The 14478-nt window shown below is 39.7% G+C and carries 13 protein-coding genes and 8 tRNA genes; 18 read left to right on the forward strand and 3 right to left on the reverse strand.

Annotated features, from left to right (window positions below):
* Positions 1-34: 34 nt before the first annotated feature.
* Genes I6F40_RS08390 through I6F40_RS08400 form a run of 3 tightly spaced genes read left to right on the forward strand, consistent with a single transcriptional unit; the run spans position 35 to position 1561 of the window.
* Positions 35-355 (forward strand): YqcC family protein, encoded by a 321-nt coding sequence (locus I6F40_RS08390; protein WP_166379261.1) that lies wholly within the window; start codon positions 35-37, stop codon positions 353-355.
* Positions 348-1112 carry a tRNA pseudouridine(65) synthase TruC gene (truC, locus tag I6F40_RS08395; RefSeq protein ID WP_197192758.1) on the forward strand — a complete coding sequence of 255 codons (765 nt, stop codon included), beginning with the start codon at positions 348-350 and terminating at the stop codon, positions 1110-1112. Before I6F40_RS08390 ends, truC begins: the two co-directional genes overlap by 8 nt.
* Positions 1112-1561 carry a flavodoxin gene (locus tag I6F40_RS08400; RefSeq protein WP_002963026.1) on the forward strand — a complete coding sequence of 150 codons (450 nt, stop codon included), beginning with the start codon at positions 1112-1114 and terminating at the stop codon, positions 1559-1561. Before truC ends, I6F40_RS08400 begins: the two co-directional genes overlap by 1 nt.
* Positions 1562-1629: 68 nt before the next feature.
* Here I6F40_RS08400 and I6F40_RS08405 read toward each other — a convergent pair whose 3' ends face one another.
* Both I6F40_RS08405 and gloB read right to left on the reverse strand, forming a co-directional pair.
* A complete protein-coding gene (locus I6F40_RS08405) occupies positions 1630-3210 on the reverse strand; it encodes a LysM peptidoglycan-binding domain-containing protein (RefSeq protein ID WP_197192759.1) in 1581 nt (526 codons plus the stop codon).
* Between the two features lie 155 nt (positions 3211-3365).
* Positions 3366-4139: a hydroxyacylglutathione hydrolase gene (gene gloB, locus I6F40_RS08410; RefSeq protein ID WP_166379267.1), complete on the reverse strand. Its 774-nt coding sequence runs from the start codon at positions 4137-4139 to the stop codon at positions 3366-3368.
* A 53-nt stretch (positions 4140-4192) separates the two neighbouring features.
* Here gloB and I6F40_RS08415 point away from each other — a divergent pair, with 53 nt between their 5' ends.
* Positions 4193-4978 carry a class I SAM-dependent methyltransferase gene (locus I6F40_RS08415; RefSeq protein WP_165735688.1) on the forward strand — a complete coding sequence of 262 codons (786 nt, stop codon included), beginning with the start codon at positions 4193-4195 and terminating at the stop codon, positions 4976-4978.
* Between the two features lie 162 nt (positions 4979-5140).
* Here I6F40_RS08415 and rnhA read toward each other — a convergent pair whose 3' ends face one another.
* Positions 5141-5605 carry a ribonuclease HI gene (gene rnhA, locus I6F40_RS08420; protein WP_166379269.1) on the reverse strand — a complete coding sequence of 155 codons (465 nt, stop codon included), beginning with the start codon at positions 5603-5605 and terminating at the stop codon, positions 5141-5143.
* A 68-nt stretch (positions 5606-5673) separates the two neighbouring features.
* On the opposite strand from rnhA, the gene dnaQ reads away from it, so the two are divergent.
* The 14 genes from dnaQ (at position 5674) to I6F40_RS08490 (ending at position 14395) form a co-directional block, all read left to right on the forward strand.
* Positions 5674-6387: a DNA polymerase III subunit epsilon gene (gene dnaQ / locus I6F40_RS08425; protein ID WP_166379271.1), complete on the forward strand. Its 714-nt coding sequence runs from the start codon at positions 5674-5676 to the stop codon at positions 6385-6387.
* A gap of 9 nt (positions 6388-6396) precedes the next feature.
* Entirely contained in the window at positions 6397-7767 is a 1371-nt protein-coding gene (locus I6F40_RS08430; RefSeq protein WP_166379273.1) for a TIGR03503 family protein, read from the forward strand.
* Positions 7768-7865: 98 nt separating this feature from the next.
* A tRNA-Asp gene (locus tag I6F40_RS08435) sits at positions 7866-7942 on the forward strand.
* A gap of 27 nt (positions 7943-7969) precedes the next feature.
* Positions 7970-8046: transfer RNA gene (locus I6F40_RS08440), tRNA-Asp, on the forward strand.
* 41 nt (positions 8047-8087) lie between these two features.
* Positions 8088-8164 (forward strand) — tRNA-Asp (locus I6F40_RS08445).
* A gap of 31 nt (positions 8165-8195) precedes the next feature.
* Positions 8196-8272: transfer RNA gene (locus I6F40_RS08450), tRNA-Asp, on the forward strand.
* Positions 8273-8310: 38 nt separating this feature from the next.
* Positions 8311-8387: transfer RNA gene (locus I6F40_RS08455), tRNA-Asp, on the forward strand.
* Positions 8388-8424: 37 nt separating this feature from the next.
* Positions 8425-8501: transfer RNA gene (locus tag I6F40_RS08460), tRNA-Asp, on the forward strand.
* A 37-nt stretch (positions 8502-8538) separates the two neighbouring features.
* A tRNA-Asp gene (locus I6F40_RS08465) sits at positions 8539-8615 on the forward strand.
* A gap of 54 nt (positions 8616-8669) precedes the next feature.
* Positions 8670-8746: transfer RNA gene (locus I6F40_RS08470), tRNA-Asp, on the forward strand.
* 193 nt (positions 8747-8939) lie between these two features.
* The gene (locus I6F40_RS08475; protein WP_024604903.1) at positions 8940-9653 is read left to right on the forward strand and encodes a response regulator transcription factor; all 714 of its coding nucleotides are present in this window, start codon (positions 8940-8942) and stop codon (positions 9651-9653) included.
* Positions 9650-11008 carry a histidine kinase sensor domain-containing protein gene (locus tag I6F40_RS08480; RefSeq protein WP_166378959.1) on the forward strand — a complete coding sequence of 453 codons (1359 nt, stop codon included), beginning with the start codon at positions 9650-9652 and terminating at the stop codon, positions 11006-11008. The genes I6F40_RS08475 and I6F40_RS08480 overlap by 4 nt, the downstream gene beginning before the upstream one ends.
* Before the next feature lie 210 nt (positions 11009-11218).
* Complete coding sequence (locus I6F40_RS08485) at positions 11219-13255, forward strand: TonB-dependent receptor (RefSeq protein WP_166378961.1); 2037 nt, start codon at positions 11219-11221, stop codon at positions 13253-13255.
* Between the two features lie 18 nt (positions 13256-13273).
* On the forward strand, positions 13274-14395 hold the full coding sequence (locus I6F40_RS08490) for a PepSY-associated TM helix domain-containing protein (RefSeq protein WP_166378963.1): 1122 nt from the start codon (positions 13274-13276) through the stop codon (positions 14393-14395).
* The last annotated feature ends 83 nt before the right edge of the window (positions 14396-14478 follow it).

Here is a 14478-nt window from a genome sequence, read left to right on the forward strand (position 1 = left end):
TATAATTGCATTACATATATAAAAGAGGGTGGTTATGTACCAGCAAACCCAAACTTATTTAGTGCAGCTAACGGCACTTTTACAAAAACACGCGCTTTGGCAAAGTGAGCCAATAGACGCTGATGCACTGCTTTCAAATATTCCTTTTTGTCACGATACAATGGCGTTTGAGCAGTGGTTACAATTTGTATTTATTAATAAAATACAGCAATTAATAACGCACAAGCAACCACTGCCACGTAACTTTGCTATTGCTCCTATGGCGCAAATGACACTTGTGAATAAAGCGGGGAGCGATGAAATAATTGAATTACTAACAGCCCTTGATACCTTTTTAGGAGAACCAAATGAGTGAGCGTCCAGCGCCTATTGAATATGGCGAGCTGACTATTTTGTATCAAGATGAAAACTATGTGGCTATAAATAAGCCTTCAGGTTTATTAGTGCATCGCTCGTTTTTAGATAAACACGAAACCCAGTTTGCTATGCAAATGTTGCGCGACCAGCTAGGGCAACATGTATTTCCAGTACATAGGCTCGATAGACCTACGTCGGGCGTATTGCTGTTTGCACTGAGCTCTGAAGCTGCTCGCGATATGAACCAGCTATTTATTGAAGGCACCATTGCTAAGCGCTATGTGGCCTTAGTGCGCGGCTTTGCACCAGAGTCGGTATTTTTAGATAAACCGCTTAAAGAAGAACTTGATAAAATAGCCGATAAGTTTGCAGATCAAGACAAAGCACCGCAAGAAGCGCAAACCCAGTTTAATTGCTTGCACCAAGTTGCATTGCCTATTCCTATAGGTAAGTATCCAACAGTGCGTTACTCGTTAGTTGAGTGCTTTCCAAAAACAGGGCGCAAGCATCAAATTCGCAGACACTTAAAGCACTTATCACTGCCTATTATTGGTGATGTAAATCACGGTGATAATCAGCATAATCAATTTTTTAGAGAGCATTTTGAACTAAGACGCTTAATGTTATTTGCAACAGAGCTTAGTTTTGTGCACCCTTATAGTAATGAATCAATAACAATTAAAGCGCCACTAGGTGAAGACATGCTTGAAATATGTAAGCAGCTAGGTTGGCCAGAGCAAGAAAAGGATTATTAATGGCACATATTAGTATTTTTGTAGGCAGCGTTAATGGCGGTGCAGAGCGTTTAAGCGATGAAGTTGCAGCCACAATTGAGCAAGCGGGTCATACTGCTACAGTAATTACTGAAGCATCACTTGATGATATAAAAAATGCATCGCATATTTTAATTGTTACCTCCACAACAGGCCAAGGTGATGTACCGAGTAATTTGGCAGGATTGTACTTTGCAATGAATAGCACTTTCCCAATGCTTACCGATAAACCGTTTGGTGTAATTGCAATGGGTGACAGATGTTACGGCGATACATTTTGTGGCGCAGGGCGAAGCTTTGACGAGCTACTTCGCGATTTACAAGCAAAGCCTGTGGGCAACCGCCTAGAAATAGATGCATGTGAAGATTTTGAACCATGGCCGGTAGCCGAGCCTTGGTTAAAAGTATGGCTAGAAAAACTACCTGCTTAATCCTTAACGTTAAAGTATTAAAAAAGGAGCGCATGCGCTCCTTTTTACTTTTAATATAGTTTTATAAACTAACTACTTCTGACATCTACTTTAAGTTTTAGCTTTTGGCCAGGTTGTAAGTATTTTTGACCGGCTAAATTATTCCACTTAATAATTTCGTTAACGCTTAGATTAAACTTAGACGCAATACGTGCAAGAGAATCACCTCGGCGTACTTTGTATGTAATAGTACGGTTGGTGCTTGCCGTTGCTTGTGGTTTATTAGCTGATTTATACACAGTTAGTTTTTGATTTAGGCGCAATACAGAGTTTTTCTTTAGTTTATTCCATTTAGCCAACTCATCCATAGTTACGTCATATTCGCGGCTAATATCCCATAACGTGTCGCCACTTTTAACTGTGTGCGAAAGCTTTGTGCGAGTTGCTTTATTAGCAGCTAAACGCATCTGCTTTGGTAAATGCTCGCTATTTATAGCGCCATCAGTAAGCGGGACTAGTAACTCTTGGCCTACTTTAATCGTATTTGATTTGAGTTTATTAAGCGATCGGATTGCACTTGAGCTTGTTGTAAACTTTTTGGCAATTACCGATAAGCTGTCGCCTCGAGCCACAATATAACGCTGCCAGCGTAATCTGTTTTTAACATCAGTGTTTGCTAATTTTTGGCTAAATTCCTCTGCTTTATCAACAGGCAATAATAAAGAATGCGGGCCATTAGGATCAGTTGCCCAGCGGTTAAAACCAGGGTTTAATCTGTATAGCTCAGTAAGCGTCATATCAGCCATATCAGCAGCAAGCGCTAAATCTATTTGCGAGCCAACATCAACCACTTCAACCACTTGTGCATTAATTACTGATTGCCATGTAACGTTAAAATCATCTGAGCGTTTTAATAAATCGGCAAGTGCTAATAACTTTGGTACGTAGGCTGTTGTTTCGCTAGGTAAATCAAGAGACCAAAAATCGGTAGGTAAATGCTTTTTACGATTCTTTTTAATCGCGCGCATCAAGCGCCCTTCACCTGAGTTGTAAGCAGCAATTGCATTTAGCCAATCGCCTTCAAGTGTTTTATGTAAATACGATAAGTAGTCAAGTGCTGCGCGAGTCGACTGCACTATGTCGCGACGACCGTCGTACCACCAGTTTTGTTTTAAATCGAATCGCTCACCGGTTGCAGGCATAAACTGCCAAATGCCCGATGCGCTGCGATTAGAATAACCAAACGGGTCAAATGCACTTTCTACAATAGGCAGTAGTGCAATTTCGATTGGCATTTCGCGCTTTTCTACTTCTTCAACTATAAAGTGTAAGTAAGGTTCTGCACGTTTAGAAATACGATCTAAATAGGCTTGGTGGCGAGCGTAATAATTACGTTCAGTAACAACAGGGCGGTTTTGCGGTATTTCGATAGAAAGTTGGTAGCGAATTCGCTCCCATACATCATCAAACACGGGAGCTTCTTGCTCATCAGGGTCAACTTGCTGATATTGTGCGTTTACCATCAATGCATTGTTAATGTCGTTAGGACTTGCGCCTTCGAGTTGTTGGTTTGCTTGCGTGGCGACTTGAGAGTCTGAGTCTAGAGTTGTCACAGTTTGACAACCACTTAGCGCTAACGCCAAGGCTACTAATAGGGGAGATTTATTCATAAATACCAATACATCGGGTAAAAAACTCGGCGAATACTACCTGTTATGAGTTAACATTGCCACTTAATGACTTTTTAAAACGCAGAAATAGAATCATCACTATATCTTAAGTTAATGATTCTAATAAAATAAATATTAAAGTATTAGTTTGTGCATTAAAAATTGTCTTTGAACTGTCTCAGACTAGCAAAGTTTCCCCAAGGTTCATTGTTTTTTGTAACCGAGATGAATTTTTCTGGCACTAACTCTGTAATGGTTGGCAAATCGCTACGCATAAATGGATTTATTTTTAGCTCCTGTCCAATAGAAGTGGGTAGGGAGATTTGGTTATTACTGCGTAATTCATCTACTTTTTTACTGTACGCGAGTAGTTCTGGGTTACGTGGTTCAACCGCTTTGGCAAAGGCAAGATTAGCTTGCGTGTATTCGTGCGTGCAATACACACTGCAGCTTGCAGGCAGCTCTCTTAGTTTATTAAACGATTCCCACATTTGCTTTGGCGTGCCTTCAAATAAGCGCCCACATCCACCGCTAAACAATGTATCGCCTGTAAAAGCAAGTTCATCATTTGTATAGCAAATATGATCAAGCGTGTGCCCAGGAGTTGCCAAAATATTAAAGTTAATATTAAGTACGCTAATGCTTTGACCATCAGTAAGTGAGTGGGTAACGCCTTTAAATGGACTATTCGCGGGGCCATAAACCGATATATTTGGATAGGCGTCAACTAATGCAGCTACGCCATCAGTGTGGTCGTAGTGATGATGCGTAATTAAAATACCACCAAGCGTTAGTTTGTGCTCAGCTAGATACGCTAATACGCTCTGTGCTTGGCCTGGATCGACTACCCATGCTTGGTTACTATTATCGGTAGTTAAACACCAAATGTAATTATCAGAAAAGGCTTTAATTGCTTTGACTTGCACCATGGTAAATTGCTCTATAAAGTGACACTTACCGCATAGTATAACGAGCTCAAAAAATGAAACCAGCCCTTAGTTTTCAAGAAGGACCCAAACCACTGTCGTGGCAACAGTTTCCTCATGGGGATTATTTGCGCAAAGATATTGAACGCAAAATGGAGCAATGGCTGCCGCGTATGTTTGGCTATCATATGCTTAAGCTAGGTAATTTAAGTGGCGAATTAAATACAAGTATAAGTACGATTAAACACCAAGTGTGTGTTGCAGAACCTGGGCCTTACACTGGGGTAGTTGCTGACATAGATGAACTGCCATTTTACGAGCACAGTATTGATGCCTGCATACTAAGTCACTGCTTAGAGTATCATTCAGACCCACATCACATTTTACGAGAAGCACATCGCACACTTATTCCGGGCGGCTATATAGTAATTACGGGATTTAACCCGTTTAGTTTGTGCGGACTTGCACAAATGCTACCTTTTAGTGGTCAGAAATTACCATGGACGGGGCGCTTTTTTACCCCTGCGAGGGTTAAAGATTGGCTAAACTTACTTGGTTTTGAAATTGTAAGTGACGAACGTTTTATTTATTCATCACTGGCAAGAGGTAATAGGCTATCAAGGTTTGAGTTTTGGCGTACCTTTGCTAAACAGTATTTAAAACCGATGGGCAGTGTTTATATGCTGGTGGCACGAAAAAGAGTTGCGCCACTTACGCCAATAAAACCTAAGTGGCATGCAAGGCCGCAGTTTGCACCAGTAAAAGGGGCAGGGCTTAGACAAACGTCAAAGCAACACTTTAAATCGTGCGAGCAAAAAAATAATACCAATTGCATTAAATAAGTGAGCTATTATAGCGCTAAGAAAATAGCACATTAACAAGGCTAAAATTGTGACATATAGTTGTTCTATATGAATAATTTTTAACGCAGTTAGTGAGTTATTTAATGCGATAGAATGAACATGTTTTTAATAAAATTGGTATAACAACTAGCTCATAATAAATTAAGGCTGGTAGCCTACATCTTCTAGTAAATCTCTACTGCCAGCGGCATCGCGCGCTAAATCATCAACTATTTCGTTGTACTTATGGCCGCTATGCCCTTTAACCCATTTCCAAGTTACATTGTGCTCGCTACAGGCTTTATCTAGGCGTTTCCATAAGTCGACGTTTTTAACCGGCTTTTTAGCTGATGTTAACCAGCCACGTTTTTTCCAGTTAGTGATCCACGATTCAATGCCTTGCTTAACATATTGGCTATCGGTTGTTAGGTTTACTTCGCATTCTCGAGTGAGTGATTCTAGGGCTACAATAGCCGCGAGCATTTCCATTCGGTTATTTGTTGTGAGTTTATAACCTTGGCTCATTTCTTTTTCGTGGCCGTTATAAATCATAAAAATACCATAACCGCCGGGGCCTGGATTACCTAAACATGAGCCATCGGTGTAAATCTCTACGGTTTTTTGCACTGTTTTACCTTGATCTTATGTACAATAAAGTGATTATAGAAAGATACCAGAATCAGGCTAAATTCGATATGGCACGTAGACAAATAGTTTTAGATACAGAAACCACCGGCATCGACCCTAAACAAGGGCACCGTATTATAGAAATTGGGTGTGTGGAGTTAGTAAATCGCCGCTTAACAGGCAATAACTTTCACGTTTATATAAACCCACAACGAGCAAGCGAAGAAGAAGCAATCGACGTTCACGGTATCACTAACGAATTTTTACGTGATAAACCGTTATTTCATCAAATTGCCCAAGAGTTTTTCGACTATATTGAAGGGGCTGAACTGGTTATTCATAATGCACCGTTTGATATTGGCCACATGGATAACGAATTCTCGCTACTTAATCAGGGCTATCCTAAAACTGATACTTTTTGTCAAGTTCTCGACACGCTTAAAATGGCGCGTGACTTGCACCCGGGTCAAAAGAACAATCTTGATGCATTATGTCGTCGTTACGATGTAGATAACGGCAAACGAACACTTCACGGCGCGCTACTGGATTCTGAGATTTTAGCCGATGTTTACCTTGCCATGACAGGTGGTCAAACAAAGCTAAATTTGAATCAAAATAAAGATGACGGCAGCGAGCAGCAGAAGGGCGATATAAAGCGTTTAAATAGTGATAGAGCCCCATTAGTTGTTCTGCGAGCAAGCGACGCTGAGCAAAGCGCACACGAAGCACGATTAGATCTTGTAAATAAAGAAGGCGGCCAATGTATATGGCGCGCTGAATGAGGCCATTTAATGAAAACGATGTATTTTGTAACAGCGTTATGTGCAGCTAGTTTATTCACTAGTAATGCTTATGGCGTAAAGCAAGTAGAAGTGCTCAAACGTGATGGACATCAAAATGAGATACCATTACTTGATAATCGTTTTCGCATAGATAGCGACATTGATGAAATAACGCTGCTCTTCTTTAGAAAACCAGGAGCATCTTCTGTTATTTTAGTTAGACCGGATGGAAGTAAGTACTTCACTAGAGATGCTGCTTATAACCCAAATATTGAATGGTTTGATGAACTCAATTACGATTTAATAACCATTAAAAAGCCTATACCTGGTCCTTGGCAAGTAATAGGCAGTATTTTACCCGACAGCAGAATAGTTGTATTAGGAGAAGTATCTCTTGCTGCAGAGCCTCTTCCACCTATGTTGTTTAAAGGAGAGACAATAAAAATCACCGGGAAAATACTCAATGATGGAGAACCAATTGATGAAAACTTGTTTAGGGACGTTGTAAAGCTAAATGTAGATTTTGTGAGTACTAATAACGACAGTTTTACGAATTTTGGCGCAGGAGGTCAAAAAGTAGCTGAATTTAAAGACGATGGTCGTGGATTTGACGAACACCCAAAGGATGGCGTTTTTACTGGTGAGTTCACATTGGATTTTCCTGCTGGCGAATGGGCTTCTAGACTTTACATTTCTACACCATTATTAAAGCGTAGAGTAGTTCAAGATAAAGTAGTGGTTCATGAACCTCCTTTTAACTATGCAATTATTCGAGCGGATGAAAATGTTAGTGATCATCATTTAACTATTAATATAGATACCAAAATAGTAAAACCCGAAACGGTCATTATTCAGGGTAAAATTTACTATCCAAATAATGAAGAACAAATGTTTACAATTAATGCGATAGCAGATGCATCGCGCCAACTTGTAATTAAAAATTATGGCTGGGGTAGATATAGTGTTGAGTTATCTGTTTTTGGCACTAATATTAACGGCCGTGAATTTATGGCAACGCTGCCAACCTATAAATTTGCGGTAGAACGACCGATAAAAGTTGTGCCCGAAATAGATCCTGCAACGATTATTACGCCAGATAAAATGATTGAGAGTGAGCCTGTTGAAGAAAAAATGGCTACATCTACAATAATTAGTTTAATTGTAGGCTGCAATACGCTCATTTTATTACTCGGTTGGTTGTTAATTCGTATATTTGTTCAGAAAAAACCGATTAAATTTAAAGTGAAGCTGCCTTTTTTAAAGAAAAAGAAAACAAGAAAAGGGGACGTTACCGACAAAGAAAAAAATCAAGTCGGTGAAAATGGCTCAAAAAATGACAAATCAGGTGAAATTTTAAACCTTTCGATGTCAGATGACTAAAAAACCTATAAAAAAGCAAAAAAGCCCTTGACGAAATAGGGGCTGGTTCGTATTATTCACGCCGCTGTTAAGGGAGACCTAAACGGCACCGGAAATATGGAGTGGTAGTTCAGTTGGTTAGAATACCGGCCTGTCACGCCGGGGGTCGCGGGTTCGAGTCCCGTCCACTCCGCCATTTTCGAAAACTTGTAAGTACTTAGCTGGAGTGGTAGTTCAGTTGGTTAGAATACCGGCCTGTCACGCCGGGGGTCGCGGGTTCGAGTCCCGTCCACTCCGCCAACACTTACACAACGTATGGTTGTAAAACATATTCTTATTATGGAGTGGTAGTTCAGTTGGTTAGAATACCGGCCTGTCACGCCGGGGGTCGCGGGTTCGAGTCCCGTCCACTCCGCCAATAAGAAAAAATAACAGTTTAAATATACGCTGGAGTGGTAGTTCAGTTGGTTAGAATACCGGCCTGTCACGCCGGGGGTCGCGGGTTCGAGTCCCGTCCACTCCGCCAACTATTTAAACAATGTTATATTACAAAATTTGTATGCTGGAGTGGTAGTTCAGTTGGTTAGAATACCGGCCTGTCACGCCGGGGGTCGCGGGTTCGAGTCCCGTCCACTCCGCCAACAAATTAAGTAATAACAAGTATAATGATATCTCTGCGGAGTGGTAGTTCAGTTGGTTAGAATACCGGCCTGTCACGCCGGGGGTCGCGGGTTCGAGTCCCGTCCACTCCGCCAACAAATTAAGTAATAACAAGTATAATGATATCTCTGCGGAGTGGTAGTTCAGTTGGTTAGAATACCGGCCTGTCACGCCGGGGGTCGCGGGTTCGAGTCCCGTCCACTCCGCCATTTGATATCATGATTAAAATTAGTAAGTGCATTACCCCATGCACATACCACTGCGGAGTGGTAGTTCAGTTGGTTAGAATACCGGCCTGTCACGCCGGGGGTCGCGGGTTCGAGTCCCGTCCACTCCGCCACTTGTTATTTCCTAAATGACAAGTTTATGCTCGAAAAACACTCAAAACACTCAAAACACTCAAAACACTCAAAACACTCAAAACACTCAAAACACTCAAAAAATCAACTTTCTCCACACTCACTAATTTTGATATTGATTTGTATTACCATTTGCTTTAATTTGTTTTAATACTATAAAAATTATGGCTTTCTATGTCTGCACCACAGGCCTATCAACGTAACAAATCTGATTTTGATATTTTAGTTGTTGAAGACGATACATTACTTAATGATCAAATTACTGAATTACTAGCCAACCAAGGATACTCTGTTACACAGTGTTTTGATGGTAATCAAGCGCTTGATTTAGCGGTTGCTCAACGTTTTAGTCTTATTTTATTAGATGTTATGTTGCCGGGCAAAGATGGCTTAGCAGTGCTTAATATTTTACGTAGTTGTAATAACACCCCTGTAATAATTGTATCGGCAAAACATGCTGAAGAAGAGCGCATTTTAGGTTTATCAGCTGGTGCAGATGATTACTTAGCAAAACCGTTTAATAGCCAAGAATTATTACTACGAGTAGATTCAGTACTAAGGCGCGTTTTTAAACAAGACACAAATACCCCTTACATTGCTAATATTGATGGACTTGAAATAGATAGCCTACACCAGCAGGTTTTTCTGCATTGTGAGCTATTAGCTTTTACGCCTATTGAGTTTGCCTTGCTGCAAATTTTAATGAAAAACCAAGAACAAATACTGTTAAAACCTTTTTTATATCAAGTGGCGCTTAACAAGCGTTTCAGTCAGTACGATCGTAGTTTAGATATGCATATGAGTCGTATACGAAAAAAATTAAATAACGCCGGCTGGGATGGCAGCCGTTTACACACTGTGCATGGGCAAGGGTACTGTATTAAATGACACGACGTTTATTTTGGAAGCTGTGCTTAATTATTGGTACTGGTGTTGTTGCGATGTTTTATTTAATTAATGTCGCGGTTAATCATTTTGAAAATGATATGAGCATGCTAAGTGACTCAAGTCGAGAAGAGTTAATTAATTGGCAAAAAAAGGCTGAGGTTATATTTGATCAAGGCGATATGAGCGAACTTGAGCGTTGGGTTGATGATTTACAACAACAAGAGAGTATTTGGGCTGTAATTGCTAAAGCCAATGTGGTTGAGTTAGCAGGTAATCGCTCTCATCGTTATGAGTATACAGGGTATAACTTGGGACGAAGTATTGATTGGAAAATTCATCTGTATTTTGAGCATGCACCCGTTATGCAATTACCTTTTAAAGATGGTGCAACTAGCCTTGTTGTGCAGTTGCCGCAAAGAATGCGCCCAGGATCACTTTGGAATTTAACACGTTTGTCGTTACAAGTTTTATTGCCAATGCTGATATTGGTGTGTTTATCGATTGTGTTATATCGCCATATTATGCATCCTATTAAAGAACTCGACTTAGCAAGTAGGGCATTTAGCAAAGGAGACTTTAGTGTCAGAGTTCGGGAGCAGTTGGGCTCACGCAATGATGAACTATCCCAGTTAGCTGAAACATTTGATTTAATGGCAGAGCGGATCAGTGATCAGATTATGCATCAACGTGTATTACTAACTGATCTGTCTCACGAGTTGAGAACACCTTTAACACGCTTAGATATAGCAACTGACAATTTACTCTCTCACAGAGAAAAGGGTGTAGAAGACACGCAAATCAAATTAGAGCGTATTCACAAAGAGTCACAGCACATCCGTAAGTTAGTGGATGACACGCTTACTTTATCCTGGTTAGATAACGAGTCACCTCAGTTGCGCATCGAATCTTTGGATTTAGTCGATTTACTCGAAATTCTCATTGAAGATGGGCGTTTTGAGTACCCAGATAAACTTATTTTTGCTGACTTACCTAATCAAGCCCATATTGAAAACAGTAATCACAGAGCATTAGGTCAAGCACTGGAGAATATACTTAGAAATGCACTACGTTACACACCCATTAATAAAAAAGTACGGATTAGCCTCATTGATTATAAACATGAATATCAAATTATTATTGCAGATCAAGGTCCAGGAGTACCTAAAGAGCATTTAAATACTATTTTTAGACCTTTTTTCCGGATTGATTCAGCTCGCTCATGCAACAGTGATAGCTTTGGTTTAGGGCTTGCTTTAGCACAAAGGCAATTACATGCGATTGCTGCGACAGTATTTGCTAAAAATGATACTGCAGGTGGTTTAGTAATGACTGTAACGGTTCCTAAAGGTGTATAAATTACATTTCATATTGTGTGCTTGTAAAAACTGAGCAACGCTTTCTCGTCCTGTTCACGCCCTTACTTACATATTTTTAGGCAACTAAAGTAGATTGCACCTAACGCGTCTTTGTATATATCCTAAATGTAACAAATGTAAAGTTGCTATACTTTTAATCAAAAGAAAATGATAATTCTTCTTATTTGCAATTAAGAAGGAACGTCCCCCTTGAAAAAATTAGCCCTAATGAGTGCCATTTGTGCATCATTTAGTTCACCTATATACGCGCAAGAACTTGCTAAAAATACAGCGTCTGTTGAAAAAATATCTGTAGTTGGTTCTGCAACTAATTTGAGTATTACAGCTGAAGAAATAGAACAATATCAAGCAAGTGATCTGGCTGACATTTTTCGACATTCACCTTCTGTTAGTGTGGGTGGCTCGGTAGGCGTTGCACAAAAGATCTATATTCGTGGTGTTGAAGATTCTTTATTAAATATAACGGTTGATGGTGCACAGCAAACATCAACGTTATTTCATCATATTGGTCGTGTAACAATAGATCCTGACCTATTACAGCAAATAGATGTGCAAGCAGGTGCCGGAGAAGCAACAAGTGGTCCTGGTGCGATTGGCGGCTCTATCCGCTTTAAAACTAAAGACGCGCAAGACTTACTTAATCAAGGTGAACAATTTGGTGGACGTGTTAAAGCAAGTTACTTTTCAAATGACGGTACGCGTTTAAGCACCAGTGTATACGGTAAATTAAGTGATGCATGGGGCGTACTAGGGTATTTCAGTACTGTGGATCGCGAGAACATGGAAAATGGTGATGGCGATACTATTTATGGTACGGCCGCCGATCAAGATATGATGTTTATTAAAGCCAGTGGTGAGTTAGCAGATAATCATCATTTGTCGGTAAGTATTGAAAAACGCGACGAAGAAGGGGATTTTTCAGCACGCCCTAACTGGGCGGTACAAGAAGGTGATGCTTTGTATCCAAGTGAAGCAGAGCGAGAGACTTACGTTGCTAATTATATATTTTCTCACAATAACTTATTGTATTTAGAGGCGACAGCATACAAAACCGAATCATCTTTTAATGGCGGCCGATTTGCTTGGCTTGCTGACATTGACACATATGGCTTAGATATTCGTAATACAAGTATTATTGATGAACATAAATTTGTTTATGGCGTTGATTATAGAAATGATGAAGTATCGAGTGGGTCTGCAGCAGGTGCAAAAGAAAATTCAGAACAAGGCAGTGTACTGGGTGTTTATGCACAAGGTTATAGTGATATTACTCCACAACTTTTACTGAGTTATGGAGTGCGTTTTGATAGTTATAAGTTTAAACAAGACATCCTATTAGATGAATATTATGGCACTGCAATTACAGAAAGTGCATCGAGTTTAGACGACAATGAAGTGAGCTTTAATATCGGTTTAGCATATGACATTAATGAAGCTTGGACAGTAGGGCTTGGGTATGCTGAAGCCGCGCGTGGTAAACAAATAGGGGATGGCTTTACCATTGATGGATATTTATATGACGGTTCAGATATTCCAGTAGCGGATGAAAGTTTAGTACCTGAGACCGTAGCTAATATTGAAGCATCCATAACATACACTAATGAAAATTTATCCGCTAAGGCAAGTATTTATAATTCGTCTTTAGATGATGTGATATTTGAAGGGTATGAAGGAAACTCGGTTTATAACAATATAGGCACGTTAGAGACTAAAGGATTTGAGTTTGACCTAGCATATCGCTTAAATTCATTTGATTTCTTCATTGGATTTTCAGCTACTGATACAGAGCTTGACCCACGTGACGGGTTGTACAGTGTAAATTATGATGCAATTGATATTAATGGCTATGAGTTTGTCGGTTTAGGTAATAGCAGAGGCAATACATGGGTTGCTGGCGTTGATTACGACATTAACACTGATGCAAAGGTTGGTTTTAGTGTAACTAAAGTCGATTCACTCGATATTGATACTCTTCATCAAGCTGTTGACCTTGGTTGGACCGATTCTTTATATACCCTAAATAAACCAAGCTATACCACTGTTGATTTATATGGGCAGTGGAATGTGACGAATGCATTATTATTTAATGTTGCTGTTACTAACTTATTTAATGAGTTATATATCGATCATTCAAGTGTGGGTGACTACAGTGAAGTATTTGACACTGTTGTTGGTCCATACGAATCTGGGCGCGATATTCGCTTATCGATTTCTTATCAGTTTTAAGAATAAGTAACTTATTTTATGTTCTTAAAATTGTTTAAAAAGTGGGTCTTTTGGGCTCACTTAATTATAGGTTTAATCGCCGGTTTATTTATTTTCAGTATGTCGTTCACGGGTTTTTTATTAACCTATGAACGACAGATTGTTGAGCTAGATGAAATGCGATTTACTGTAAAAAGCACCTATGCTCAACAGCGGCTATCGACTGATGCTGTTGTAGATATTTTGCAAGAATCGCATCCGAGTCAATCACATATTTATATTCGTTGGGTAAATCGAGAAGGGGCTGCTATTCCTGCCTGGGCGGGAAAACATAGCTATTTATTACACCCTTATACGGGAGATGTTATTCGTGAAGGAGAGGGGCTAGCGGCTGGCTTTTTTCACGTTGTAACTGATATACATCGTTATTTATTACTGCATGGCGCTTCACAAGTGATTGGCAAAAATATAAATGGCTACGCTAATCTATTTTTTATCTTTTTATTACTATCGGGTGCTTATTTGTGGTTACCAAAGCGATTTAATCGCTTTGCATTAAAAGGATATTTATTGCTAGCAAAGAGTTACAAATCATCACATCATCGAAATAGGCAGTGGCATTTAGTTTTTGGAATTTGGTGTTTACCGGTTTTACTCGTTTTGTCATTAACGGCTACTTTGTTTCATTTTGATTGGGCAAATAAGGCACTGTACGGCGCATTTGGACAAAGTGTACCGGAGCGTGAAAAGCATCTACCAGTATTAGATTTATCGGCTAATAAAGTACCTTACGATGCTTTATTTCAACAAGCTCAAATACATGCAATTAATAATGGTGCTGCTGATTGGTATTCAATGTGGTTAGAATTAGGTGACAAAAAACACGAAGCACGTTTTTATATTGATACCAGTATCGGGAATCGCCAAGAATATGCGTATTCATTATTTTTAGATACTCGCACTGGTGATGCAATTAAAACGTTAAAAAAATCGGATTGGACGCGAGGCGATCAAGCATGGGGAACATCTCGATTTTTACATACCGGTGAATACTTTGGTTTTTTAGGGCAAACATTAGCTGGTTTGGCATCATTACTCGCATGTTTTTTAGTGTATACAGGCATAGTTTTAGCATGGAAGCGATTGATAACTAAGCGCTAATTTACACTTATCGTCGAGTATTTGATTGCTTGATATGTGCGATTTGATATATAAGAATTTATTTTACACAAAAAAGCCAGCGC

It is taken from the genome of Pseudoalteromonas sp. SWXJ133 (assembly GCF_015864365.1).
GTDB classification, from domain to species: domain Bacteria; phylum Pseudomonadota; class Gammaproteobacteria; order Enterobacterales; family Alteromonadaceae; genus Pseudoalteromonas; species Pseudoalteromonas arctica.